Annotated in this window: 23 protein-coding genes and 8 pseudogenes; 16 read left to right on the forward strand and 15 right to left on the reverse strand. The window is 35.5% G+C overall.

Translation table 11 applies throughout. The features are described from left to right. Nucleotides 1-6: 6 nt before the first annotated feature. The 5 genes and pseudogenes from NSQ76_RS20420 to NSQ76_RS20440 all read right to left on the reverse strand — a co-directional run. Nucleotides 7-489, reverse strand: a complete 483-nt coding sequence (locus tag NSQ76_RS20420) for a hypothetical protein (protein ID WP_341055834.1) — start codon at nt 487-489, stop codon at nt 7-9. Then, entirely contained in the window at nt 486-1,265 is a 780-nt protein-coding gene (locus NSQ76_RS20425; protein ID WP_341055835.1) for a hypothetical protein, read from the reverse strand. Before NSQ76_RS20425 ends, NSQ76_RS20420 begins: the two co-directional genes overlap by 4 nt. Nucleotides 1,266-1,400: 135 nt before the next feature. Continuing rightward, a complete protein-coding gene (locus NSQ76_RS20430; protein ID WP_341055836.1) occupies nt 1,401-1,748 on the reverse strand; it encodes a hypothetical protein in 348 nt (115 codons plus the stop codon). A 209-nt stretch (nt 1,749-1,957) separates the two neighbouring features. Beyond that, the gene (locus tag NSQ76_RS20435; protein ID WP_341055837.1) at nt 1,958-2,299 is read right to left on the reverse strand and encodes a hypothetical protein; all 342 of its coding nucleotides are present in this window, start codon (nt 2,297-2,299) and stop codon (nt 1,958-1,960) included. A 432-nt stretch (nt 2,300-2,731) separates the two neighbouring features. Further along, nucleotides 2,732-2,959 (reverse strand): annotated as a pseudogene (locus NSQ76_RS20440) (IS110 family transposase); the annotation flags it as partial. A 446-nt stretch (nt 2,960-3,405) separates the two neighbouring features. Here NSQ76_RS20440 and NSQ76_RS20445 point away from each other — a divergent pair. Both NSQ76_RS20445 and NSQ76_RS20450 read left to right on the forward strand, forming a co-directional pair. Beyond that, nucleotides 3,406-3,651, forward strand: a pseudogene (locus tag NSQ76_RS20445) (IS110 family transposase); the annotation flags it as partial. A 240-nt stretch (nt 3,652-3,891) separates the two neighbouring features. After that, nucleotides 3,892-4,516: pseudogene (locus tag NSQ76_RS20450) on the forward strand (Tn3 family transposase); the annotation flags it as partial. Between the two features lie 25 nt (nt 4,517-4,541). Here NSQ76_RS20450 and NSQ76_RS20455 read toward each other — a convergent pair. Continuing rightward, nucleotides 4,542-5,078: pseudogene (locus NSQ76_RS20455) on the reverse strand (Y-family DNA polymerase); the annotation flags it as partial. A 156-nt stretch (nt 5,079-5,234) separates the two neighbouring features. Next, nucleotides 5,235-5,870 carry a GntR family transcriptional regulator gene (locus NSQ76_RS20460; RefSeq protein WP_341055838.1) on the reverse strand — a complete coding sequence of 212 codons (636 nt, stop codon included), beginning with the start codon at nt 5,868-5,870 and terminating at the stop codon, nt 5,235-5,237. Nucleotides 5,871-6,171: 301 nt separating this feature from the next. Between NSQ76_RS20460 and garR the strand changes: the two genes are divergently transcribed. The 4 genes from garR (at nt 6,172) to NSQ76_RS20480 (ending at nt 10,938) form a co-directional block, all read left to right on the forward strand. Beyond that, on the forward strand, nt 6,172-7,062 hold the full coding sequence (gene garR / locus NSQ76_RS20465) for a 2-hydroxy-3-oxopropionate reductase (RefSeq protein ID WP_341055839.1): 891 nt from the start codon (nt 6,172-6,174) through the stop codon (nt 7,060-7,062). Between the two features lie 2 nt (nt 7,063-7,064). Continuing rightward, on the forward strand, nt 7,065-8,510 hold the full coding sequence (locus tag NSQ76_RS20470; RefSeq protein WP_078990361.1) for a four-carbon acid sugar kinase family protein: 1,446 nt from the start codon (nt 7,065-7,067) through the stop codon (nt 8,508-8,510). Nucleotides 8,511-8,662: 152 nt separating this feature from the next. Next, nucleotides 8,663-9,496 (forward strand): class II fructose-bisphosphate aldolase, encoded by an 834-nt coding sequence (locus NSQ76_RS20475; RefSeq protein WP_341055841.1) that lies wholly within the window; start codon nt 8,663-8,665, stop codon nt 9,494-9,496. Between the two features lie 119 nt (nt 9,497-9,615). Next, complete coding sequence (locus NSQ76_RS20480; RefSeq protein WP_341055842.1) at nt 9,616-10,938, forward strand: gluconate:H+ symporter; 1,323 nt, start codon at nt 9,616-9,618, stop codon at nt 10,936-10,938. 253 nt (nt 10,939-11,191) lie between these two features. Here NSQ76_RS20480 and NSQ76_RS20485 read toward each other — a convergent pair. From NSQ76_RS20485 to NSQ76_RS20495, 3 genes and pseudogenes are all read right to left on the reverse strand, one after another. After that, nucleotides 11,192-11,407: pseudogene (locus tag NSQ76_RS20485) on the reverse strand (recombinase family protein); the annotation flags it as partial. 95 nt (nt 11,408-11,502) lie between these two features. Beyond that, a pseudogene (locus tag NSQ76_RS20490) lies at nt 11,503-12,993 on the reverse strand (DUF4158 domain-containing protein); the annotation flags it as partial. A 1-nt stretch (nt 12,994) separates the two neighbouring features. Then, entirely contained in the window at nt 12,995-13,564 is a 570-nt protein-coding gene (locus NSQ76_RS20495) for a recombinase family protein (RefSeq protein ID WP_000668444.1), read from the reverse strand. A 346-nt stretch (nt 13,565-13,910) separates the two neighbouring features. On the opposite strand from NSQ76_RS20495, the pseudogene NSQ76_RS20500 reads away from it, so the two are divergent. The 6 genes and pseudogenes from NSQ76_RS20500 to NSQ76_RS20525 form a co-directional block, all read left to right on the forward strand. Further along, nucleotides 13,911-14,823, forward strand: a pseudogene (locus tag NSQ76_RS20500) (IS110 family transposase); the annotation flags it as partial. 62 nt (nt 14,824-14,885) lie between these two features. Beyond that, nucleotides 14,886-16,211, forward strand: coding sequence for a spore germination protein (locus NSQ76_RS20505; RefSeq protein WP_341055845.1), 1,326 nt, complete (start codon nt 14,886-14,888; stop codon nt 16,209-16,211). A gap of 20 nt (nt 16,212-16,231) precedes the next feature. Next, nucleotides 16,232-17,287, forward strand: coding sequence for a GerAB/ArcD/ProY family transporter (locus NSQ76_RS20510; protein WP_341055864.1), 1,056 nt, complete (start codon nt 16,232-16,234; stop codon nt 17,285-17,287). Further along, nucleotides 17,274-18,347 (forward strand): Ger(x)C family spore germination protein, encoded by a 1,074-nt coding sequence (locus tag NSQ76_RS20515; RefSeq protein ID WP_341055846.1) that lies wholly within the window; start codon nt 17,274-17,276, stop codon nt 18,345-18,347. The genes NSQ76_RS20510 and NSQ76_RS20515 overlap by 14 nt, the downstream gene beginning before the upstream one ends. Nucleotides 18,348-18,686: 339 nt before the next feature. Beyond that, a pseudogene (locus tag NSQ76_RS20520) lies at nt 18,687-19,157 on the forward strand (DinB/UmuC family translesion DNA polymerase); the annotation flags it as partial. Nucleotides 19,158-19,590: 433 nt separating this feature from the next. Further along, a complete protein-coding gene (locus NSQ76_RS20525) occupies nt 19,591-19,896 on the forward strand; it encodes a hypothetical protein (RefSeq protein ID WP_445661679.1) in 306 nt (101 codons plus the stop codon). 25 nt (nt 19,897-19,921) lie between these two features. Here NSQ76_RS20525 and NSQ76_RS20530 read toward each other — a convergent pair whose 3' ends face one another. The 3 genes from NSQ76_RS20530 to NSQ76_RS20540 all read right to left on the reverse strand — a co-directional run bounded on the left by NSQ76_RS20530 (nt 19,922) and on the right by NSQ76_RS20540 (nt 22,123). After that, complete coding sequence (locus tag NSQ76_RS20530) at nt 19,922-20,539, reverse strand: hypothetical protein (RefSeq protein ID WP_341055848.1); 618 nt, start codon at nt 20,537-20,539, stop codon at nt 19,922-19,924. 535 nt (nt 20,540-21,074) lie between these two features. After that, a complete protein-coding gene (locus NSQ76_RS20535) occupies nt 21,075-21,701 on the reverse strand; it encodes a VanZ family protein (RefSeq protein ID WP_340816034.1) in 627 nt (208 codons plus the stop codon). Between the two features lie 32 nt (nt 21,702-21,733). Then, nucleotides 21,734-22,123 carry a hypothetical protein gene (locus tag NSQ76_RS20540; protein ID WP_341055850.1) on the reverse strand — a complete coding sequence of 130 codons (390 nt, stop codon included), beginning with the start codon at nt 22,121-22,123 and terminating at the stop codon, nt 21,734-21,736. A gap of 283 nt (nt 22,124-22,406) precedes the next feature. Between NSQ76_RS20540 and NSQ76_RS20545 the strand changes: the two genes are divergently transcribed. From NSQ76_RS20545 to NSQ76_RS20560, 4 genes are all read left to right on the forward strand, one after another. Then, the gene (locus NSQ76_RS20545) at nt 22,407-22,679 is read left to right on the forward strand and encodes a hypothetical protein (RefSeq protein WP_163189912.1); all 273 of its coding nucleotides are present in this window, start codon (nt 22,407-22,409) and stop codon (nt 22,677-22,679) included. Between the two features lie 305 nt (nt 22,680-22,984). Then, nucleotides 22,985-23,695, forward strand: a complete 711-nt coding sequence (locus tag NSQ76_RS20550; RefSeq protein ID WP_340816033.1) for a DUF5710 domain-containing protein — start codon at nt 22,985-22,987, stop codon at nt 23,693-23,695. A 218-nt stretch (nt 23,696-23,913) separates the two neighbouring features. Further along, nucleotides 23,914-24,690 carry a ParA family protein gene (locus NSQ76_RS20555; RefSeq protein WP_306373144.1) on the forward strand — a complete coding sequence of 259 codons (777 nt, stop codon included), beginning with the start codon at nt 23,914-23,916 and terminating at the stop codon, nt 24,688-24,690. After that, nucleotides 24,680-25,012, forward strand: a complete 333-nt coding sequence (locus NSQ76_RS20560; RefSeq protein WP_341055851.1) for a hypothetical protein — start codon at nt 24,680-24,682, stop codon at nt 25,010-25,012. The genes NSQ76_RS20555 and NSQ76_RS20560 overlap by 11 nt, the downstream gene beginning before the upstream one ends. 32 nt (nt 25,013-25,044) lie before the next feature. On the opposite strand, the gene NSQ76_RS20565 is transcribed toward NSQ76_RS20560, so the two are convergent. Further along, on the reverse strand, nt 25,045-25,440 hold the full coding sequence (locus tag NSQ76_RS20565; protein WP_341055852.1) for a hypothetical protein: 396 nt from the start codon (nt 25,438-25,440) through the stop codon (nt 25,045-25,047). 8 nt (nt 25,441-25,448) lie between these two features. After that, nucleotides 25,449-26,621, reverse strand: coding sequence for an Alp7A family actin-like protein (locus NSQ76_RS20570; RefSeq protein WP_163189907.1), 1,173 nt, complete (start codon nt 26,619-26,621; stop codon nt 25,449-25,451). Between the last annotated feature and the right edge of the window lie 36 nt (nt 26,622-26,657).

Below are 26,657 nucleotides of genomic sequence, written 5' to 3' on the forward strand. Positions count from 1 at the left end.
GTCCTCCTATACTTCCTTGAAAATATTCATTTTGGATTTGTTCTTTTGTCCATTCTTTATCTTATCAAGATACTTGGTAAGATAAGAATCATATAGCCGATCAGGAATATACCCAAGCCTTTGCAGCAAGATATTCTCAACAATATTCATTTTTTTGGTAAGGAATCGATAATCTTCCCTAGATTCCTCAGATGCAGTGTTACCGGTTATCTCATCTGCTTTCGCCTTCCTATAGAGCTCGTTATACTTTACAGAGCGTTTTTGCCTGATAAGTCTCAATAAGGAAAGTAATTCAAATGTGTGAAAAGTCATTAATTCAGGAGTTGTCTTAAAAAGATCATCTTCATCAGCAGTTTCACGGAAAGTAATTGTCTTGCGGCTGCCGTCTTCTTCGGCATCTTTTATTTGGATCATGCAGAAATCACATTCATAATAGTTAGCTTCGTTTTCTTTTGCTACGGGGCTACCGCAGTAAGGGCAAGTTTTCATTTGATTTTCCCTCCATTTGTTAACTTCTTGATCCCATCGTTTAGTGAATCCATTAGTGAATGATGATTATCAAGATATTCTTTCATTTCATCTCTTTTTTGTTGTATATACGTTTCTTCAGCTGATAAAGCAAAGGAATAATACTGTAGAAGTAAAGTGTTAACTTTATCTATTTCAGTTTCTAAATCCACTACATTTGCTATTTTACAGAAGCTTATTAAGGAGGATAAGGCATAATGAATCGTTTCATTGAATTGTTCAATAACCTTTTTGTTTTCACTTTCCAGTAAAGCAAAGGGCCCTAACACTTTGGATCTTAGTTCTCTATTTAAGTGTGCAGCTTCTTCGCTGCCGACTAATTGCTTATCCACAATAGGTATATACCTTTTTGGAATCTTGAGTTTAAGGCCAAGTAGTTTTTTTATCTGCGGAACCTTACAGCTGTACATTCCTTGTTTACCTAATAGTTTAAAATGAAATCTAGATTCTCTAGAAGAAACTACCTTCCACTGGAAAAATTCACATGTAGGGTCTATATGCTCTCCATCAGTGTTTGGATTAGCAAAAGTGAATATTGCCTCCTCAAATTCAACTTCGTGGTATTCGTTATCTGCATAAGCCTTTTTGTAGATTTTATAAGGTTTTTGTCCATGTCGTTCTCTGAAAAATTCATAGACAATCCCTTTTTTATAATCCTGAAAGTCGTTTAAACAGACTGTTGTAAACATATAAACAAAAGGAATGTCTTTTTTATGGGGAAGTGTAGTTATAGGCATTGCTCTATTCACCTTTCTTATTATTCCATAATCCCAATTTCTCTCTATCTTTGCTGCTTTCAGCAGTATTATTTTTAATTAGTTAGCTTCATCTGCTTTGGTTATAGTGCTCCCGCAGTAGGACAAGTTTTTATTTCATTTTTCCTCCATGTCATTGATATTCTGTTTGTAATATAGTTTGGCAAGGTTAGAGGTAATCGAATGTAAAACAACCAATACGATACAACTTGCAATAGCAGCAGGAAGTCCTTTAATAAGTGATTCAGGATTTGTTATAGGAAGTTTTTTAGTCAATGCATAAAGAACCAAAACCAAATTGCTTAATAAGATTACAGTCAGGTAAAAATACAAAATTGGTTTTTTGTTGGATTTATTGTGTGCGCTGTTAAAACCTATCCAAATCGCATTCCCTATTATTGTACCGATGCCTATTAGATAGGTTACAACTCCGAAAATTAAAAATAAAAGCTTTATATCATCCATGAAAAACACTCCTTTAAAATTGCTATTCCAAATGCCTAATCTTTCATTTTTTGCTGCTTTTCAGCTTGCTGTATTAATCCTCATATTTAATGTTGAGTGGAAAAGTGTCTCCATCAATGACACGACTAACTGTTACCTCAATTTTATCAGATATATCAACGAGCGTATCACTTGTTCTAGGTTGACTGCTACTAACAGCCTGATATCCACTAATAAGGATAACAAGTATTGCTGCTAGGAGTTGCAAATACTATTTGGTTAACAGAGTCTTCGCCTTTATTTGTGTTTTTTGTTGAAAGATATGCTGCTGTAATTTTGATTACATCCACAATACCTACCGTGCCGGCTGATACAAATTGAATAACGAGATTATGTTTCGGAAAGGTGTCTGATTGAGTGAAGATAATTTCATAGTTGTCTGTAAAATGAAATTGTAAAGGATCATAATCTAATTCCATTGCAATATAATCTGTTTCCGGAAGTTTAACTGTACGGTTTAAATGTTCCGATAAAGAAGCAGATACATTTAAATTCTGTTTAGCATTGATCATGGCAAAATCTCCTTTTTTTCCTTTTTGTAAGGCTTTTTTGTTTTTGATGGTGCGCCAGGTGCATTCACAGCAAAAAGCACGCAAGGGGTTACGAGCCGTTTAGGGGTGATTTCAGCCCTTTACGGATCGTTAAGGACCAATTTATTTGTGGTTGCTGCAGAGCAGCAGCCGGTTACAAAAAAATTGGCCGGACCCTTGCGTGCTTTTATGAAACACGGTTAGCAGCGCTGCGGCTAATGCCGCGGTGCTGATGGCCGATGTTGAATGTGACATGCTAAAGCCCCTGGTCAGCTTTAAGCTGACCTAGATAGGGGCGCTGGCTTTAGCAAAAACAAAAAAGGCGTTCAAAAAGGAAATAAAATAAAATGCCGCCTTAATACATCATCATAATTTTCCTGAATGATCTTGGTGTTAATTCTTCCACGAAGCAACTTCTGAACGACTCTTACAAAGACCGTTTATCTTGTCTGTAATTATTTCTTCGCTTGCACTTAAAATATCTTCAGAAGAGGGGAACTCTGAAAGAGTTAAAAGTGACACCATCGAATATAAATCTCCAAAAACCCCTTTATATTCAGGAAACACTTGTTCAAGCACTGCCTGGAATTGAAGCTTTGTTTGAATCATCACCCCAGTTATATTTTCATGTTGCCTAGTAAGGCCACCCGCAATAAGAATACACTTCCTATAATTATTTGTCTCAAAAGCATCTGAGCGAATATTGTTACAAGAAAGTTTTGTGACAGTATTTTGTTACACGGTCTTTTAGACATTTAGGAGACAATTTATATAGGGATGTCATTGTAACTAAATAGATCGTTTTTGTTACAGCAATTACATAACAAATAAGTCAGATGCTGAACAAAAGAAAAGAGATATAATATATTCAAATAAGGAGGTGTAATATGGCTTATAAGATATTTATGAAAAATAAATTTGATGGAAGTCTTGAAGAAGCTGATGATGAAATATATCACAGTAAAGAAGATGCTGAATACGCTTTAGACGAAGCAATTAATAATTTTATGACAGGGGAAGAAGTACTTGAACTGTCTGGAGAAAGCTATGAAGATCCAAATGATTATGAATTTATGATAAAGAAAATTAGACTTAGACACGCCTTGTATATGGCTGTTCGTTGTGCCATTCGAGATTGTCGTAAGAAGAAAACGACGGATGAAATCATACCCCGCAATAAAAGAATGCGAGAATTTTACGATAAGAAACGTGATGAAGGAAAGCCTTTTAAAGTAGCTGTTATTGCCTGTGTAAATAAACTCTTACATTGGATATTTGCACTTTTAAAAAACAGAACTACTTTCCAAGATATAGCTACTAAACATTATCAATAATATTAATAATAATAATGTTATCAATATCAATATTAATAACATTAATATTGATGTTATTAATAATCATAAAAATACCCTCAACCCTAGAGAGTGTTATGGTACAATTTATCTTAAGTACAAATGATTCGGCTAACTCAAAGGTGGTCTGCTGGCTAAATCCCCTGTAAGGGGGTGATGCCTATGTCAACATTTCAAGCTCTTAGTTTAATGCTTGGAACAGGGATGTTTATTCTCGCCTTGTTGATTAATACAAACGCAAGAGACGCTGTTCATGTTATAGATGGTTTATTGCATCATGAAACCGACTTGCATATTGAAGAACATTATACAGATACGGCTGGTTATACGGATCAAGTATTCGGATTAACTAATTTGTTAGGATTTCGATTTGCCCCAAGACTACGAGACCTTGCAAAATAGCCTTGCGACAACTTTAAGAGAGATGGGTCGCATAGATAAAACCTTGTTTATATTAGATTATATTTCTAGCGAAACATTGCGTCGGCGAATTCAACGTGGATTAAATAAAGGAGAAGCTATGAATGCATTGGCACGAGCTATTTTCTTTGGGAAACATGGGGAACTTAGAGAAAGAGCATTACAAGATCAATTACAGCGTGCCAGCGCCTTAAACTTAATTATTAATGCTATTAGTATTTGGAATACCGTGTATCTATCACAAGCAATTGAACATTTTAAAAATACAGGAAAGTATCAAGAGGAATTGCTCCCGCACATATCACCATTAGGATGGGAACATATAAACTTTCTAGGAGAATATTCATTTATACCTGAGATTTTGAACTCAATACATTCCCTAAGTCCACTTAGGGTTTTCATATCCAAAAAATGTCTTAGCGTATAATATCCGCGTTTTGTCGGCAGTACCCCAACAATATCTGGCTTTTCCCGAAAGAAATTTGTTCTTGTCTAACCGGCGTGCTAAGATCGCTAAGATCCACTCCATGAGCGTGATAATAGATCTGACTCCCCATGATCCCAAACCGTTTTTCTAAAATCTCCAATGGATAATTTGCAAGCTGCCCTACTGTGGCAATTCCCATTCGATTCAAATTACGCTCCATACGCCTTCCTATGCCCCACATTTTTGATAACGGATGAACAGGCCATAATTTAGTTTGAACGTCTTTATACGTCCATTCTGCAATCCCTGAAAGGCTTTTCTTTGCTTCTAAGTCTAAAGCTAGTTTTGACATCAACATATTTGGGCCAATGCCTACGGTTGCTGGTACACCAAAATCTCTGTAGATTGCATTTTGTATTCTTTTTGCTAGATCCATCGGTGTTCCCCATAACCTCTTCAGGTGATCAGAACGAATAATTGATTCGTCGATACTATAGGTAAATATATCTTCAGGAGCCGCAAATTGATGAAACAATGGGACTTCAAAAAGTGAAAAACGCAAGTGCCATAAGAACTTCTTGACGTGTCATGGAACATGGGGAAAGCCGTATGTCTTAATAGGGCACGTGCGGTTTATACGAGGGGGCAGCCACGTAAGTGGGTGCCCTACTCTCTATCATTTATAAAAGTGTAAGGCTGATTCGGAAATCCATCCTTATCATTCGTAATTTGTACTGCTTAAAATGTGCAAGCAAAAATCCAAATCTGCTTGAAGGTGATTTTCCATCAACTGTTTAGCTGCTTGACCATTTCTGGCTTTAATAGCTTCATAAATCTCCTCGTGTTCTTCAATTAGACGAGGGCGTTGGTGCAGCACTACAGTCTTACGAAAAAGATAGATAATTGACTTCATGCGGTCCATGATATCGATGATTTGTGAGTTCCCACTTGCCTGAACAATAATTTCATGAAAACGTTCATTTGCTTTCATAACCTCTTCAGTTGTTCCTTCTCGCCCCACTTTAATGCAATGAGAAAGTAAGTTTAACTCCTCTTCAGGCAAATATATTGCTGCTGTTTGACTTGAAAATCCTTCTAGAAGAATCCTAACTTGAAATAAGTTTCGTAAATCTTTCTCAGTAGGTTGTACAACCCTTTTATTTACGATAAGACCTTCATATATTAACTGCCTTAGAGCTTCCCTAATAGGTGTACGGCTACAGCCCAATTCTTGAGCAAGCCTTTCCTCAACGATTTTTGTGCCGCTAGGAATATCCCCGTTTAATATCCTGTCACGAATCATCTCATATGCTTGGTGAGATGCTGGGCGAGAATTTTTAATGTCCTGACTCATTTCATTCACTCCTAATTCCTACAAAACCTAACTATCACTAACTTATCAAAAAAAGTAAAAAATTGATAGTTAATCTATTGTTATAAATAAAAAATGTATACAGAAGTAATAGAACCGTATACAAAATAAATAAAAATGTGTACAAATTATGAAAAATAGTATACAATCATTCGTGTAAAGGTTTTCAGCAATCGTTTCCAAGTGAAAATATATAATTGAGTTATTTTTGTGAAATAATAAAGATAAATAATTGAGTTATTTTTGTGAAATAATAAAGATAAATAATTGAGGAGGAATAACTATGAAAAGAATTGGATTTATTGGTTTAGGTATTATGGGAAAACCGATGGCATCAAATCTATTGTCAAAAGGATATCAAGTAACAGTTAATGATATTAATGAAGCAACAGTTCAATCTTTGGTTGAATTAGGTGCTGTTAGTGCTGAATCTCCAAAAATGATTGGTGAAAGCTGTGAAGTGATTATCACGATGCTCCCTGCCAACAAACATGTAAAACAAGTCATTTTAGATGAGAATGGTGTTCTTAGCGGAGCAAAACCAGGATCGGTAATTATAGATATGAGTTCTATTACGCCAGTGGTTTCAAAAGAAATTGCTGCATTAGCATCTGAAAAAGGTGTAGAAATGCTTGATGCTCCTGTTAGCGGAGGAGAACCGAAAGCTATAGATGGAACGTTAGCCATTATGGTAGGCGGGAAAGAAGAAGTTTTTGAACAGGTGAAGGATGTTCTATATGCAATGGGAACCGAAGTTACTTTGGTAGGCGGAAATGGAAGCGGAACGACGGCTAAATTAGCCAATCAAGTAATTGTTAATTTAAATATTGCTGCTATGTCTGAAGCATTAGTTTTAGCAAGTAAGGCTGGTATTGATGTTGAAAAAATGTATCAGGCAATCAGAGGCGGACTAGCAGGAAGTGCTGTACTCGATGCAAAAGCTCCATTAATCCTTGATCGTAACTTTGTAGCTGGCGGAAGAATTGATATCAACATGAAGGATATTACGAACGTAATAGATACTGCTCATGAAATTGGTGTGCCAATGCCATTATCAAGTCAATTACTAGAAATTTTCCATGCATTAAAGGTCGATGGAAAATCTTCAGATGACCATGGCGGTATTGTTCAATATTTTGAAAAACTAGCGAATGTTGAGGTAAGGAGAGTATAAAAATGAGCACGATAAAAAGTACGGATAAAAGATTAGTTAACGAAGTTTTCGATAAAATTCCAGCAGTAGATAGAAAAATTGTACAAGAAATGCTGAAAAATGAATTAGCTGATCTTAATAAAAAAATCATTGTGCTTGATGATGATCCTACTGGAGTACAAACCGTTCATGATATCTCAGTTTACACTGATTGGTCGGTAGATAGTATTGATAAGGGTTTTGCAGAGCAAAATGCAATGTTTTTCATATTAACAAACTCTAGAGGATTTACAGCAGCTGAAACAGAAAAAGCACATAAAGAAATTGCTGAAAATGCATTAGAAGTAGCGAAGAAGCAAAGTAAGGATTTTATTATTATTAGTCGCGGAGACTCTACTTTACGAGGTCACTACCCACTTGAAACAGAGGTATTAAAGGAAACAATCGAATCAGGTTCAAACATCAAGTTTGACGGAGAAGTAATTGTTCCATTTTTCAAAGAAGGCGGCCGTTTCACGGTTGACAACATCCACTATGTTCAATATGAGGACTATTTAGTGCCAGCTGGAGAAACGGAATTCGCGAAAGATAGAACATTCGGCTATACAAAGTCTCATTTAGGTGAATGGGCTGAGGAAAAATCAAATGGCGAATTTAAAGCTGAAAATGCAACTTATATATCACTTGAAAGCTTAAGAGCACTTGAAGTAGAGAAGATTACAAATCAATTACTTGAAGTTAGTGATTTCAACAAAGTCGTCGTTAATGCTGTAGACTACGTTGATGTAGAGGTTTTTGTCATTTCCCTCATCAAAGCAATGAAAGCCGGCAAACATTTCATGTTCAGAAGTGCAGCTGCTCTTACTAAAGTTATAGGAGGAGTAAGTGATAGAGGGTTACTTACTAGAGATGAACTGATTAAAGAGGAATCTAATCATGGCGGTTTAATCATTGTTGGTTCTCACGTTAAAAAGACGACTGAGCAGCTTGAGGAATTGAAGAAATATGAGCTTATTGAGTTTATTGAATTTAATGTTCATCTCGTTTTACAGCCTGAGCAGTTTAAAGCTGAAACAGACCGAGTGATTGAAACAAGTGAAAATCTCATTCGTTCAGGTAAAACGGTAGCTATTTATACAAAACGGGAAAGAATGGATCTTGGTGAAGGTAAAAAAGAAGAAGAACTCAAACTTTCTGTTAAAATCTCAGATGCAGTGACAAGTATCGTTCAAAGGTTAGAAGTTAGACCTAGTTATATTGTCGCTAAAGGCGGTATTACTTCAAGTGATATCGGAACAAAAGGCCTTGCAGTAAAAAGAGCAACAGTTGCTGGACAAATTAAGCCGGGTATCCCTGTATGGTTTACTGGGGAGGAAAGTAAGTTTCCGGGCATTTCTTACATTATATTCCCTGGTAATGTAGGAGAAAAAACTACCCTCAAGGAGACCGTTGAACTATTAAATAAATAGGAGAATTTCATCGGTTTGCTGAAAAATTTCATTCGTATACGGCTGCATCATTTACGATGGTGTATGTTCGTATACGAATAGTAAAAAAGTATTTGAAAGCGAATACAAAGAAGCGATTAAAATCTAATTAATCATAAACTAAGGAGCGCATTATGTTAGCAAATACAAAAGATGTTTTAATAAATGCACAGAAAGGGAAATACGGCGTTGCAGCGTTTAATGTATATAGCTTAGAAACTGTTCAAGCAGCTATAAAGGCTGCTGAAAAGGAAAACCAGCCCGTTATTATTGCTTTAGGGGAGCGATACTTCCCAACGGTAGATGTTGAAGGGTTTTCGGCAATGGTTAGAGCAATGGCAGAAAAAGCTAGTATTCCTGTTTCTCTTCATTTGGATCATGCATATGAGAAGGAATCAATCATTCGCGCCATCCGTTGTGGATTTTCATCTGTCATGTTTGATGGTTCAGCATATGATCTTGAACAAAACATGCGCCTTACAAAAGAGATTGTAGATATTGCTCACATGGCGGGTGTATCGGTTGAGGCTGAAATTGGTTCTTTAGCGAGAGGAGCTTTCTCTGATGAGGAAGAAGGCAATGGGACACTTACTGATCCAAAGTCCGCAAAAGAATTTGTTGCAGAAACAGGTGTAGACTTTTTAGCTGCCGCTATTGGTACTGTACATGGCATGTATAAAGGAGAACCTAAGATTGATCTTGGCCTTTTAGAAAGAATTCGACAAGTTGTTGATATTCCACTTGTCCTTCATGGCGGGTCTGGAACACCTGATGAAATAATTAAACAAGCCATACAATCAGGAATATGTAAAATCAATGTGAACACAGAAGTATCCATGGCTGCCGTTTCCCATTTGCAAAAATATTTCGAAAATAAAGAAATGGTCCATCTCTCTACTGTTATGGCAGATATGCAGCAGTCTATGGAGCCTGTAATGACTAAATTTGTTAAGTTGTTTTCTAATTAAGTAAAACTTTCATGAGTTGAGGCTATCCCCCGCCTTGCTCGGGTACAATCAATCATGGCCTGTTAATATTCAATTTTCATCATTGTTTATTTCATGGCTGTTTAAAAGGAGTGAATAATATGCCGATAATCTCTGTTTGTATAGGGGTTGCCTTATTACTTATATTAATGATGGTTTTTAAATTGAACGCATTTATTGCATTAATTATTGTCGCTTTAATCGTAGGGATAATAGAAGGAATGTCACCGATCGATGCCATGGCATCTGTCCAAAGTGGTTTAGGTGGAACGCTTGGCAGTCTTACAATGATCATCATCTTCGGAGCGATACTAGGGAAATTAATGACCGACTCTGGAGGAGCTCAAAGAATTGCGACGACACTTATTCAAGCGTTTGGGAAGAAGAGAGTTCAACTGGCAGCAGTTTTAACTACATCTGTTGTAGGGATTGCACTCTTTTTTGAAACAGGCGTTGTTGTTTTGATCCCGCTCGTATTTACGATTGCAACTGCAGCTGGAGTGCCTGTATTGTATGTCGGTATGCCAGTTATTGCAGCGCTTATTACGATGCATGGCTTTGTTCCGCCACACCCTGGGCCAACGGCGGTTGCGAGTGTATTTGAAGCAAATATCGGTAAGACACTAATATATGGAATTATCATTGCTATCCCAGCCATTATTATTGGCGGGCCGTTATTTACGAAGCTGTTTAAAAAAGAAGATTTGGAAGTTGAAATTCCAAAAGGATTGTTTAATCCGAAAGAATTTACAGAAGAAGAAATGCCGGGATTTACAACAAGTATTCTTACATCCTTAATGCCGGTCATTCTGATTGCGTCACAAGTAATTGTTGAAATTTTTATGCCTGAATCAGCGATCATGCCATTCTTTGATTTTATTGGTAATCCAAATGTCGCATTATTACTCTCTGTTATTCTTGCTTTCTTTACCTTTGGTCTCAATCGAGGTAAAAAAATGAAAGAAGTTATGGAATCTCTTACAGACGCGGTCAGTGGAATTGCCATGATTTTACTCATCATCGCTGCTGGTGGCGCGTTTAAGCAAGTGCTAATTGACAGTCACATTGATCAATATATCACTGAAATCATGGCAGGATCAACGCTATCACCATTGCTACTTACTTGGATCATAGCTGCTATCCTAAGGGTTGCGGTAGGTTCTGCTACTGTAGCTGGAATGACAGCTGCTGGAATTGCAGCACCTCTAATTGGGGCGACAGGTGTAAGTCCAGAACTAATGGTTTTAGCAGCTGGTGCTGGAAGTATCACCTTCTCCCATGTGAATGATGCCGGATTTTGGATTTACAAGGAATACTTTAACCTTTCAATCGGCAAAACGATCAAAACATGGTCTGTAATGGTTACGATTCTTTCCTTAGTAGGTCTTGCAGGTGTATTAATCTTAAATATGTTTATATCATAAAGAAGTTTTGAAATCAGAAGGTCAGCTTATTATATTAAGCTGGCTTTTTGTACGACGGGCGGTCGTATCGTTTCACGTGCTAGATAAAAGACTTAGAAAAGTACTCGATGTTTTACAAAAAAGTAATCTTACAGATTGAGGCGGATTCAGAAATCAATGCTAAATTGTGTCTTAATTTGATAGAAAGCTATTTAACACGGAAATTTGTTCTTGGTCAGGGCACACAAGGATTAAATAGGATTTTTGTAACATTTAACTCAATCAAATCCTTTGTGCTTCGACCTAATCTTGAAAAACTCTCTACAACAATCGTATCTCCGGGTCTTACTTTGCTCTTTAATCGAATAAGTTCGGGTCTATTCTTTTTTGTGCCTGACATTTTTTCTGTTAGTATTTCTGTGCAGTTGTATTCTTTCAACAAATCTAATTGCCGCATCAAGTCTTGTTGCTTTGTACTAACTCTTGCATATAGAAACGTGGGTGCAAATTAGCATATTTTTCTTGAACGCACCCGTTAGCCGTCCATGCCACAGTGTGGAACCACAGAAAATGGAAGATCTACCATTTGTTTTGCTCCCATGCTTCTTTTGTCACTAAATAATTATCAAAATCTTGATCTTTAATAGAAACGTTACCTGAGCGTACAAGATTTCTTAACTCGGTAAGAACAGACATCTCATAATATTGGCGATTTATATTACCATCATCATCATAAACGTGCTTTTGCCAGCGATTCGAGATAAAGTCCAAAGGAGCTCCTTCTGGAATTTTTCGTTTATTATTTTTGTTCATCTCTTTAATGGTCTCAATAGCTTGAAGCAATGGCTCTCCTGATTTTGTAGAAGTGAATTCTAGGGCTTCTAACAATGTTGGAGTATATTTACGTAAGTAGTTAAAGCGAAATTTTAGTAAGTCTAAGTAATCGTAATCCATAGGGCGTGATAATTGCTTCGCCTCTTCTATTGAGTTTACGAAGTCCTCCCAAGGCATAATAGCTTCTAAGGCTTCAAATGGGTCCTTCCCTTGTTCTTTTGCTTGAATCAATGCTGTTCCCAAATCTGCAAAGTGAATAACCTTTTCATTAACTGATTTACCATTTAACCTCTGAATCTCTTCTTGAGCTTTACGTCCTTTTGATAACAATAGGCTAATTTGCCGATCATGTATCTCAAAGGCATGATCAGTAAGGTTTTGGCTAAGTTGTAGGAGGTGTAAAACTAAAAGCGCAAATTTCTTATTCTCTTTAAATCTACGGAATGAACGGGGTTCATATTTGGAACCCAATCGTGCTAGCTGTAAGACCCTATTTGGATGAATTTCTTTAATATCCACATTAAGTTGCAAAGTTCGTATGACTTGAAGACGTTTTATAACCTTTAAGAAGGCATCTGGAGAAGATTGACCGGGAACTTCTCGCAACCAAGCAAGGGGTGTCTTTGAATTGGTGGAACTTGCATCAAGTAAGTGATCTAACTTTTGTTTTTGAGATTCACTTAATGTAGAGATGATAGATTTAAAAATTCGTTCTTCTGCCCGTTGACGAGCTTCCCATACAATCCTTTCTATTGTTGTCAGTGCTGGCAAAATTACTTTTTGTCTTCGCAATTCTTCAATTGTTGAGCGAATCAAGTAGTCTGTATTTCCGTTCTCAAGAGCAAGTTTAAGAGTAAATTGTGCAATTATTCGATATGCCCCAAAGGATAAGTTTTGGTAGCCATAATGTTGCCGAAGTTCCTCTAGATGTTCATTTCGAGTTGCTACCCGTTTTGCATACTGGGTATATTCTTGAGGGGAGACATCAATTTGTTTTGCAATATAATCGAGTATTGGGCTGGGAATGTCTTTAATCTGAAATAAAGTCCAACCTGGATACCGAAGGACAGCGAGCTGTAAAGCAACCCCTAAGCGATTATGGTCTCTTCGGTGCTTATTAATAAATCCAAGATCTTCTGAGGTAAAAGTATAGTGCATTTCTATGTCATGCTCATTCATATCATCAGGAATAGACACAAACATATTTCGCTGATCGGAGGTTAACAGCTCTTTCCCTCTCATGTTATACCTCCTTGCCAGATTTTTCTTTTGTTCCTAAGTAACGATATAACGTTGTTGCTCCTATTCCTGTGGCTTCTTTAATTTGAGATAAGGAGTAGTCTTTACTTTCATACATCTTCATGGCAAGCATGATTTTTTTAGGTTCAACCTTCGGTCTACCTCCATTTCTTCCCCTAGCTCTAGCAGCTACCAGTCCATCTTTAGTTCGTTCACTAATGATGTCCCGTTCTAATTCGGCTATGCTGGCTAACATTCTGAAAAAGAATCGCCCCATAGCTGTTGTTGTGTCAATTTTATCTTGAATAGACACGAAATGAATTCCCTTAGCTTCAAACTGCTCCATGAGTTCAATTAAATGTTTGGTACTTCGACTGATACGATCTAATTTGTAGACAACTACTGTGTCGCCCTTACGCAGAACTTTAAGTAGCTCGTCCAATTGAGGCCGGTTTTTCCTCTTACCTGATTCTTTTTCTTCAAAAATCTGTTCCACTTCATAATGGTTCAAAGCATCCAGTTGTAATGACAATGACTGATCTTGCGTACTTACCCGTGCATATCCAAATTTCAACACAAATCCCCCCTTACTTAATACATTTACTATACCATAAAGGGTATTTAAATAGATATATTAGTAATTTGATTTTGGTTATATTTTTGGTTATGTGTTTTAAGTAGTTTTTGAATATTTTTAGATAATCTCTTTTCCACAACCAAAAACGGTCGTTTTTGGTATTTTTTTATATAGAGGAAATGGATACAGGAGATTGTGAAAAGGTGTACTTACACTAACGGGCAGCATTCCTGTAATGAAGAAATATGAGGTTTGAACATAAAAAAGCCCCTTGGTATGATATGAATGTCCAAAGCTTGGCGGCAAAAAGGACAACAAACACATATACCAGGAGGCTATTCAAATGAATTATAACCAAAATGAAAAGATTGCTCAAATTACTTCTCAAACATTAATTATAGGTGTTGATATTGCTAAATACAAGCATGTGGCAAGAGCCCAAGACTTTAGAGGTTTAGAATTTTCAGCACCTTTATACTTTGAAAATACAGATTCTAGTTTTAACTGTTTCTTAGAGTGGATAAAAAAGTTAATGAATCAAAACAATATGGAAAAAGTGATCGTAGGAATGGAGCCGACAGGTCACTATTGGCTGAATTTAGCTCACTTCCTTAAGGCGAAAAATATCAAGTTTGTAGTTGTAAATCCTTTGCATGTAAAGAAAAGTAAAGAGTTAGATGATAATTCTCCAACTAAAAATGATGTAAAGGATGCAAGAGTTATCGCACAGTTGGTCAAAGACGGGAGATATGCAGAACTTCGTGTGGCTAGAAAAATACGTGATCTTCTATCTGTTGATCTTCAAGCAGTTCAAGGGCAAGTCCATAATTGGATAGACCGCTATTTTCCAGAGTTTCTTACCGTCTTTTAAGGATTGGGAAGGTAAATCTGCTATACAATTATTAAAACTAAATTTATTGCCACATGAGTTAGTAGCTCTCTCCGAACAGGAGATACTAGTACATCTTCGAAAAGCTGTTAAACGTGCAGTGGGACTCAGTAAAATAAAAGAACTAAAGAAGATTGCAGTTGCTTCAATTGGTATTAGGGAAGGTTCTGATATGGCTAAGTTAGAGCTTCGCACGTTAATAGACAAATATGAACTAATAAAAGAAAAGTTCGAAGAACTGGAATCTAACATAGATAAACTTCTTGAACAAATTCCAGGTGTTGAACAAATGTTGGCTATTAAGGGAATAGGGAAAGACACGGTTGCAGGCTTTTTTTCAGAGGTAGGAGACCTAAGTTACTATTCCCCTGAATAATTATATAAAATTAAGTGCATATTAAACATATAGGAAATGAAAGGAAAAATGTTATGGAACAAATAGTTTTAGATATTAAAAAAGCGTTAGGGGGTAATGATGACTTTTTTATAAAACGTGATTACCTTTTAAAAAAGGAAGTTTTGTTACTAGGACTATCTACTTTAGTAGATATGACAAAAACAAAAACAATTCTTCAAAAACAGTCAGAGGGTTTAATTTCTCAAGGGAAAACATCAGAATCTATATTTATTTTAATGGGTGAACTTTTTGAAGACGATACAAAAAAGGCTATTACATCAGTCCTTGAAGGTAAACTTATTATATATATAGAACATACAAAAAAGTTTATTATTTACGAACCTGTTCCTAAGGGGTTAAATCGTTCAATTGAAGTTCCATCAAATGAAAGTGTAATTCAAGGACCTTCAAACTCCTTCACAGAAGATATTGACACAAATATTGGACTCCTTCGTAAACAACTTACTTCAAATAAACTTCTTGTTCATTCCTTCACAACAGGGAAAAATCAGAAGACAAAAATTTCTTTACTATTTATTAATGGTCTAGTGGATAAAGAACTTGTTGAAAATATAAATAGTCTTATTGAAAAGAATAAGAGTATGGATATCAGTAACTTACAAAGCATGTCAAAAATGCTGGGGTTTTCATCTTGGGATACAGTTTCAAAATTTAATACGACAGAACTTCCTTTTCATGCATCACAATTTCTTAAAAAGGGAAGAGTTGTTATATTAGTTGATCAATTACCTTTTGCTTTAATACTGCCTAATCTCCTTTGGGATATGTTTATTGTTGAGAGTGATCGTAATCTTCCATTTCCCATTATGATAACTATCAGTTGCCTCCGAGTAATTGGTGCATTAATTGCTCTAATAAGTCCAGGAATGTATGTTGCTCTTGTTGCTGTAAATCCGGAAGCGTTACAGATAGAGCTTGCACTTTCTGTAGCTCAAAGTCGAGAAGGGGTTCCTTATCCAGCACTTGTTGAAGTTATAATCATGTTGGTTGTTCTAGAACTGATATTAGAAGCAAGCATAAGGCTTCCAAAATCAGTAGGCCCCACAATTACAATGGTTGGAGGAATTATATTAGGACAAGCAGTTGTAGAAGCTAAATTAGTCAGCAATCTCTTAATCATCATTATTGCAGCAACAACAATTGCTAACTCAACCCTTGTGGGGGCTCAAAGCTCGCTTTCAATCAGATCATTTAAATATATTAATGTAATTCTTTCTTCACTATTTGGAGTTTTAGGATTAGTAGTAGGTCTAGTTTTTATTAGTTCTTATTTGGCAAGTTTAACTACCTTTGGCAAGCCCTATCTCTATTTAAATATAGGAAGGAAGGAACAATAGTGGTAAGAAGTCTACATGTTATGATAATGTATGTGCTTTGTCATCTGGGACTAATTTTTTTTATGTTTCCAGCTGATATTATTGCTAGTACAGAACAAGGCCATTGGTTCCCAATTCTAATAGGGATTATTGTACATTTTGTATGTTTGTTGATTTATATGAAAGGTCACAGCTTTTTTCCAAAAAAGGATATTTTAAGTATATTTTCGAAAAGCAAAAAAAGGGTAACTTTTTTATTTTTTGCTCCCGTTTTACTTTATCTAATCATGGCCATTATTATAACGGTCAGAGCATACGCAGAAATCGTAACCTTGGTATTTTTATCCCATACCTCATTATGGACAATTATACTATTATTGTTGTCTGTTTCTGCATACATTTCATCTAAAGGTATCGAAGCCATTTTACGAACTGCATTTTTATTATTTATATTATTTTTTCCAATATTATTGTTTGTCTTAATCATGTCATTTCAGAATGTTGATTGGAGATATGCCATACCTTTTGACACAGACTTAGGATTCATTAGTAAGCCTGCTTACTTCGAGAGTTATTTTGCATTCGCCGGTGGGTTTCTCTTTCTTGGATTTGTACAACCATTTTTCTCTTATGAAAGAAAATATGTTATTTTGTCTGCGATATTTCTTATTCCTTTCTTTCTCTTTTCAGTATACATTCCAATTCTTACTTTGGGACAAGCGACTGCATCAAAAGCATTTCTTCCTTTTGTACTTATTGTGGATTCTATAAATATTGATTGGTTAATGTTTGATCGAGTTACAATGTTTTTTCTTTTAAGCCTTATTGCTTTTATTATTTTGTATCTCTCTCTCTTAATGTGGAAAGCAATTCGAATAATCAACTATTACATTCCTAAAAGTAGACCTAGCTACCTATTGTTCGGTTTGTCTGTAGCAATCTTTTTCGTTTGCTTTTGGATTCCAGACTGGAAGGATGTTGAAAATATCCTTTTTATGAATTCTTTTTTAAGGTCATACGTTATAATTGTTGTACCTCTTTCTATATACTATATTGGAAGAAGATTAAAGAGGAAGGATACAAATGAAACTATCTAATAAAAAAGTCATTTATTTAATTTGTAGTTTAACTATGGTTTTGATATTGAGCGGTTGTTGGGATATTAAGGATATAAATCATCGTCTACTACCAGTGTCGATAGGTGTTAAGAAAGTTGACGACCAATATTTGGTGATCCTGAATATACCAGAGCCTATAGATGGTAGTATGGAAACGAAAATTGTATCTGCTAAAGCTGAAACGGTCTCAAAAGCAGTGGATACAATTAGTAGAAATATGGAGAGCGATGTGTATTTATTGCATGTAAAGCTAATCTTTATTGAGAAAGAAACTGCTGAGGATGGAATAAACGATATAATTGCAGGATTTATGCGTTCAAGAGACGTTTCCCCAAAAGCTTTAGTTGCAATATGTGATGAGGATCTTCAAGAATTTTTCAATAACATTAAAATTAATGCCGAAAAAAAAGGGCTCAGCACTTATAACTATTTCGAAAAAAATGCAGGCTGGAATCCTGACATTGCCCTTACAAGAGTTTGGGAGGTCTTCCGAGGCATACATTCTTATACACATGATGTGGCTATACCTTTGATTCGTTCGGGAAAAGATACGACTATGGATCAAATCGGTTCTGCCATATTAAAAAGAGGAAAAATGGTCGAGCAAATCAGTTCAAACGAAACCCTGCTGTACAATGTTTTTAAAGGGGAGAGTGTTAATGGAAAAATGGAAGTAATGGAACATGCTACAGTCTTGCTACTGGGTTCTAAAACTGACAATATAGGAAGACTAGTGAATAATGATGCACATATGGAAAGTCTAATAAAAATGAGAGTTGTGATATTGGAAACAAAAGGAGAACCCAGTTTGAATTTAATTAAAGAGGAAATTAATACTCTAATCTCTGAGAGGTATAATAAATTATTTACAAAACTTCAAGAGAATGAGGCTGATGTATTCGGAATGGGTCAGTTTTTTAGAAATCAAATCCCTCGTGATGAATTAAAAAACTGGAGGTCAGATTACTTTAAAAACATGAAGATTAATATTAATGTTAAAATAGACATTCAAAATGAAGGTTATCTGAAAACAACTTAAAGAATTATATCTATATCCATTTTTGTAACTGGATTGGATTTTATGAATCAAATTTATGTTATCTCAGCAGTTATCTTGAATATAACAATTGAAAAAATAAATAGATAATAAAAAGCTGTTTTTCGATAAGAAAACCGGCTTTCTTTGTGAATTATGTGAAACAATGTACTTAAACAAACGGGTGCGTTAGTTCAACATGACATTATTTAGAAACTACGAAACCAAAAGAATACGAAGAAAAATATTAAACCCTGATCCTTCTGCTTAGCGTAGAAAAATCAGGGTTTTTATATCCAAAAAATGTCTTAGCGTATAATATCTGCGTTTTGTCGGCAGTACCCCTTGTTGAGGGACTACGATGAAGAAGCTGAAATTAAATCAGTCATATTAGAAATGTGTGAAGAAGTGGCCAGTCGTGCTAGAAAGGCTAAAAAGGCAGGCAGAACCATTCATTTAGGAGTAGGTTATAGTCAAACAATAGGGGGAGGCGGCTTTTATCGGTCTTTAACAATTGACCAACCCACGAATATCACGATGAAACTTTATAAAGCGTGCGTTGCTTTATTTAAGAAATTCTATCAAGGTCAAACGGTAAGGAGCTTATCAGTTACATTAGGGAACGTAGTTGATGATAACCAATTTCAGATGTCTCTTTTTGAAGAAAACAGTGAAAAGGAACGTCAACTTGGCTATGTTATGGATTCCATTAGGGAAAAATACGGCTCAGATGCGATTTTAAGAGCCATTTCTTATACAACAGCTGGAACTGCATTAAAACGGGCAAAGCTTGTGGGCGGACACCAGGCGTAATATTTAAAAGTTATAGGGTTGAAGAATAAAAAAATATCAGAAGAAAGAGATCGATGCTAGGGATCCAGAATCGAACCAAGTGCAACTGAAGGAAAGATGCAGCCGGATCCGGAAATGATGAAGCCATGCGCGGCGGCGCCGGTGGTCGGCAGCTGAAGAAAGAGATCGATGCTAGGGATCCAGAATCGAACCAAGTGCAACTGAAGGAAAGATGCAGCCGGATACTGAAACGATGAAGCCATGCGCTGGAGAAGAAAGTGATTAACAGGACTTTTCTTAAATAACGATATTTCTCTTTCTGCATTTAAAATTGGCTGAGATTTTAGGTGCTAGACATGATATACTCGTTAGGAAGATATTTACTGGAAACAAAGGAGGCGGGTAAATGAAAAAGAAATTCATTGGATTCTTAGTCTTAGCTTCTTTTTTGTTGATGTTTAATACGGCTTCATATGCAAGGGACACAGATGAAAAATCACCTGAAGACTCAACTGCCGAAGTGTTGGAAAATGCTTGGGATGAATTTGGTTTATTTAGTTTTGAAATAGGACGAACAGATCCGGCAATTACAATTGGTATGGATCACACCAAAAGTGAAGCACAGCTTCGTGAATATTTAAATAATAATCTGTCTGAAGATGCAAAGGAAAAATATAAGCTTTATATATTCACAGATGAAGATGATCATTTGTTTGGGGAAGAACATCGAGAGTATTTGCAAGAAAAAAGCAGACCTTAACGGGTCTGCTTTTTTTATATCACGTTTAGTTATACCATAAGGTAGCATTATTAATTGTAATTTTACCGCCGCCAGATTCATTTTTGAATTTGAAGCGATAGCTCTTACCTTTTTTCAAACTCCAATTCATATGCATTTGGCCTTTCCATCCACCCGGCAAAGAAATTTTTTTGGCTTGTCCACCAGGACCGTTTCTTCCATTGTAATATGCGGTTACAGAAAATGCTCTAGCTGTTCCCTTATAAGTAATGATAGTGGTAGTTGGGTCTTTGTAAGGTTTTCCATAGCTTCCTGGTCCGCCACCTAGCCAAATGTTAGAGCCGAATTCGAAGTATCCTGTTGAATATGTTTTTTTCAATATCTTTATTGGATTATCTTCTGGCTGCTCTTCTGTGAGTCTAATCATGCCTTTCAGCTCTTCAATTGTATAAGGATGAATCTCATTATTATTTTCGTCAAAAATTTTAATCTGAGAAGCAATCTCTTCCTTCTTAGCTTCAATTTCATTCTGTGACAGAATTTTTTCCTCAATAGGCACAGAATCTTTTACCTCTGCTGCCTCTACTTTGCTTGTTCCCATGAAATCAAAAAGAGAAATACCCAAAACAGCTGCTATGGACCAATACTTCAAATGTGCTTTCATTTTGACTGGCTCCTTTATTTTTTTATAGTTTTTTTATGTTTTTCACTGGTGAAATTAAAATTTTACTGAGGAGTTCTATGGAGTATAGATTCAGCTGATAATTTGAGTCAGTAATGGTAGGGGGCTATTCTTGGAGTTTTGGAATTTTCGTTACTGCTCAATCAGCAAAATTGCAAGAATAATAAGCAACGATGATGTGAAACCTAATTGGATCTAGGACCCTTTTATTTTGTTATCAAGACAAATATCCCTCCTTCTCGATTGGTAATACAAAACAAAATTACCATATAGAAGAAGGATTTTCAACAAAAAACCCCATAATTATCTATATTTTTACACAGGTCGGAAGACTGAAGTTCTCGAATCAGGATGTGAAGGGAGGTATGGTGGAATGTGACAGCTGAAGGAAGAGATCAATACCAAATATCCGGAATTAGAGCCAGGCAGCTTCTTTGGCCTGTTCAGAACTATTTAGTCATAAAAAAGAACCAGGGGCTACTGGTTCTCATGGATTAAGGTCACTACCTCTTTGCATTTATATATGTTTTCGTATTTTTTGCTTCTTAGGCGCATTATCAGTGCTGCTCACTTCAAATAATTCCTGTCTAACCATTGGATAAACGAACTTATAAAAAAGGTATCCAAAAGCAGATCCTATCGTGTTTAAAATAAGGTCATCTACATCAAAGCTTCTATATGTGAGCCCAATCGTTGATGAAATGGTAAACTGTGAGGTTTCTATGATGAGCGAAGCAATAAACCCAGCGATAATCACACGCTTTGCTTTTCTCATTCTTTTGAAAAGAAGAGGGAGAAAACATCCTAAAGGGAACAAGAGTATTATATTTCCGCCGAGCTGATAAACAGTTACGGATAAACTTGAGCCTGTTAGTGCATCCTTAATGGTGTTAAAAGGTATGAGGTTATTAGTTTCTTGGAAGCCTTCTGCGGCTCTGTCATGAATTAATAAAGGGTCAGTTGGAATCGGAAATAGCGTCATACAAATAACGCCTGTGAGATAAACAAAAGCAGCAAGTATATAAATGCTTTTCTCAATTGTATATCTCGGTTTTTTTAGAACGAAAACTGCAATTAAACGATAAACAATAAACAAAACATAAGCAGAAACAACGTATGGGATAATAAAACTATTAAGTAACACTATATCACCCTATTCTTTTAATAAGCTGCTACTTAATTGTAAATGTCCCCGTATCCTCCTGTCGATGCTCCATTATTCTTCTTTTTCATAATAAAATAAAATTTCCCTTTAGTTTTGTTTCCATAACTGTTTGTAGTTGAACCGTTTTGAGAGAACTTTTTAGAGCCTAGATATTTTGCTTTTCCTTTCTTCTGTTTTCTGTATAGTTCAATGTTAAAAGTGCCACCCTTACTGCCTGTGTCAGCATGGGTATAAATCTTAATGTTGCTAGCGCCGCGGCTATAGGTTTTAGATGTAACTTGGTGTTTAAACTCAAACCAAAAATCATGCTTTGATGCAGCCAGTGCAGCTGGTGCTGTTACAGGGAGTAATAATGTAAAACTTAAAGCTGAAGAGACTAGAACATTTCTAATCTTTTTCATGACATTTCCTCCTTTTTATGGTATCTAATATCAAAATTACCATACGAATTAAGCGGTTATAACAAATAATAACAAAAAATTTCAATATTATTGAAATTTTTACAGGTGCTATTTGTTTATAATTTTGTTGGAGCTGAAGTAGAGTGAAAAGCCCATTGTTTAGACTTTGTACATATTTTGAAGTGTTACAGAATAACATGGTAACAGATGAAAAATGTTACGGTGTTACAGTGTTAGTGGGATAATCTCAGAAAGCTGATATTAATAGGAGGGAGAAGACATTATGAAGAAAAAAACGATTAACCAGGTAGAAGAAAGAAAAGTACGTTCAGACAAAAAAACAAGAGTTAGCCCTTCATTGGATTCAGATACACATAAAAAGCTGAAGAAACTCGCCATTTCCTGTGATATGACCAAAACACAATTATCGGGAGAAATCCTTAAAATGGCCCTCAATAATGAGAGTGTAATTGATTGGTTTCAAAAAAAATACAACAAAGATGATTCATATAGAATTATCCTTGCTCGTATTAATGGTGTGTTGCATTATTCTTAACAAACCTTTCCCCAGGTACGGCCAATCTTTTTCCATAATTTAAGACAACTAGAGCATAATTTATTGTTTGCTTTATATTTTTCTTTTGACATTCTGACAGTTTTATCACAATGTTTGCATTTCATATTCTTTCCCCTCCCCTATTATCTTCAGAATAAAGTATCGCCACACTATAAGAAATTTAAACAAACCACTCCCTATTGTAGAGGGAGTGGTTTTTATCTGATGGATAATTTTGTTGAAATTTACATGTTATAATACTCAAAAAATCGTAACTTTACAGGGAGACAGAAGGAGTGAAACCTGTGTTTAAGTTTGTCAGCAAATTATTTGGTAACTCCGACAACTATGATATTAGCCGCAATACCGATGATGAAGGTATACAGAGTAATACAATTCAAAAGCAGTCGGACCATTACGAGGGAGAGGAATGGCACCGATATTATTTAAATGTTCCTTATAAAGAGAAGGAAAAAGCAAAGGAAGAAGGAGCTAAATGGCATCCATTACGTAAACAGTGGTATACAGAAGGATATTTTGTTGATAATGATGATTTCGCTAGATGGTTAGACTATGAGCCTTCATATACAAAATTTTCTCCTGATTTCAACATAGTTAAGTCACATCGTAGCTGCTGGAATTGCTACAAATCTACACCTGTGTACGGTGTTATGTGTGATGAATATGAATATTATGGAGATCCAGGTGACCCCATACTAGTTGGCTCAAAAGAAATTTATTTTAGTCAATGGTATAAAGACGATGAACCGGATTTCTTTCCTTTGAGTCATCTTTCAAATGAAACCTTAAATCAATTGTCGTTAATTAACCATCCTGTCATCGAAAAATGTATTTCAATAGCAAAAAGGAAAAATTCACAACAGTATTGTATTCACTGCTCAGCAAAGCAAGGGAATTTTTATTTATTTGAAGAATTCGATTCTCCGTTCAGGATCAATAATGCAGCTAATATTGACTTTTACAAAATTGATGATATTCCTCTCAAGGCCTTTTAGGATCAATAAAGTAAGCCAAAACCCCGTTTAATTTAACGGGGTTATTATTATTGTTGTTAATTTCAATAACAATAATAATATTGAAAATATAATCAATAATGATATTAATAACAATAACATTATTGATATTGATAATATTATTGTTTAGGTTAATAATATCAATATTGATCTGAAACATGTTATTATTTTCAGTAACAAACCAAAAAGGTGGGAAAACGATGGCAGCCAAAATCATAACGTTTGGTATATCTAAAGGCGGATGTTCTAAATCAACAACAAGTGGCATTACAGCACGTCTTCTGAGTGAAGAAAAAAGGGTTCTGTGTATTGATATGGACGGCCAAGGAAACTTAACATCATTTCTCACAGGCGAGTACGACATCTGTAATGTATTTGAAAATAGGACAGTCTTGGAAGCAATTATTGAGGGAAATGCTAAACCGTACATTCTTAGACTTACAGATAATCTGCATTTAATACCTTCCAATGATTTTCTCGCAACTCTACCGCGAATTATGTTTCAAGAAAAGAAAGGACTGGATGCGTTATCAAAGGCATTAGAGCCAGTTCTAGATAGTTATGATTACATCATAATTGATACACCGCCTAATCTTGGGGAGCAAACTATTTTAAGCCTTTGCACTTATTCTCCTGCCGGGTCTTATGCAGTCATTATGTTTGATGGCTCGATGTTTTGTTATTATGCGATTCAGAAATTTATAGATATTGTTGAAGAATCGAGATCAATATCTAAAAACAATTTAGAGGTGGCAGGTATTCTTTTTGCAATAATTGATACCAGGGCAAAGGAAAATGATTCAATGGTTGAATTAATTGATGAAGAATATGAAGGAAAACGCTTTTCGGCAATTATCAAAAGAAAAGCAGCAACTCGAAGATTGCCCATCAATGGTTTTGAAGATAATAAAGAGTTAAACAGTGCTTTGGAGTATTACATACCATTTGTAAAGGAGCTTGAGGAACGTGTCCAATAAAAAGAATGATATGAAAGACAAAATAAAACGGAAAAACAGCGCTGCATCAACATTTATAAGTCAGTTTGAAGAAATTAATAATAATGACGATAACAATAATATTAATGATATTAATAATAATAATGATATTAATGACAATATTGATGATGATATTAATAACATTATCAATAATAAGCAGAGTAATGACCATATTTTTGTTGGTGTTTACTTTGAGCCGGCTGTAGTGGAGGCTCTCAAGCCATTGAGCAAGACAAAGCGACAAAGTAAATTTGTTAATGCTGCAGTAAAAAAGGTGATGAAGGAATTAGGAATGCTAAAATAAAAAAGGAGCCTAGTTTTTACTAGGCTCCTTTTTTAATAATCATTGTCAATTGGTTCATCTATTTCACCAGTAACAACATCATCCAGGATTATTCCTTCAGTTAAATTGGTACTTTTTTTAGCTGGTGAAGTTGTGTCTCCAATAATTGTTTTCTGGTCAATTTTCTGACCAATACGGCGAAACTCTTTATTTACGGTATTTTTAAGCTCTAGCAGTACATCAAGTACATGCGGATCTTTTTCTTTCTCAGTTTTTCCTTTTTTTATTTCATCCATTTCTTTCTGGATTAAATAAAAAGCATATTCGCGAAAAGTACCCTTGTGTTGGCCCGAATCGAAATCTTGGATGCGTTTTGTAACATGGTTATACATTTCATCAGACATCTTTGTTGTTCGACAGATAAACATCTTTACTTTTTCATCAGACATATTATCACCTATGCTGTTATTGGATGCTCAGAACGACTAATAATCTCTAAGGCATTTAGGTTCAATTTTCTCGCGTCATCGACAACAATATGATTAGACTCGGAGATATCACGGCCATATTTTTCTTCAGTTACAGCAGCTATAAACTCTTTAAGAACTTCTGCAACACCACCAAAGTAGACGTACTTATATGTCTTATCTTTTGGAGGAGTAAATGAACCTTCTACTAAAGCTATTTTAATCTCAGTATACTCTTTTAATGATTTTTTTATAATATCGGTTAGATCATATTTTTTACCGGTGTTACCATCGATCCGTTCCATTTTAGATTTGGTGATGTTAGTATAAATGAATTTTTCAAGGTCACGAACATTATTAAAGTGCTCAAGCAGTTTTTCTTTTCTGAGTTTCTCTAAGTGGGCCAAAAAAGGTGCCTCTGTGTTTGAAACAAAAGAGTCGCGGTTTACAGGAGCTTTAAGCCCGGCTGGTAATAATACAAGGTCATCAGTTCCACCACCTAAATCAGACATAACCACATCGTTGTTTTTAAATAGATCTGCCATTGGGTTATTTTCTAAATCAGGAGTTTTCTTTAGTGCCCAACGAGCGACTTCCGATTCTGTTCTACATACAGCTTTTTCTACCGTGATTTTTAAATCCTTTTCCATACCCAACGTAAGCACTTTAACCTGGTGGCTGCCTTGGAATTTATCTGACATTTTTTGTTGCGTTTCACTGAACTTGTTAAGTTTTTTCAAAAGCCAAATAGGGAGCATTGTTTGAAAGTATTCTATGGTTACTTCATTATCATTTTGATCGCGTTCTTCCTTCTTAGGGTCCTTAGGATCTACAGCTTGATAATAGGCAACTGCAGCTAGAAACATAACATAAGGAATATGTGATTCAACTTTATTATGTAGAGTTTTTATGTGGTTATTTCCTAAAACTTCTTTTTCTGCGATTTCACCTACTAAATAAAATTTTTCTTCACCTTCAATAGATGTGGAGATCATTATGCGATCCTTTAAATCTTTCGGATCATCGATGCTGCTTGTAAACATTCCTTCAGCGTATTCCTGTTTAATTTCGACAACATTAGTAGGGAGTTCGAAATAATAATTGTCTATTATATTCATATACATGCTGTTTCCAAAGTCTACGTTCATGCGGCCAATGTTCATAAATTAGCACTCCTTTTGATATCATTTTTTCTTAAT

Origin of the sequence: Bacillus sp. FSL M8-0256, assembly GCF_038005765.1 — a bacterium.
Taxonomy (GTDB): domain Bacteria; phylum Bacillota; class Bacilli; order Bacillales; family Bacillaceae; genus Bacillus; species Bacillus safensis.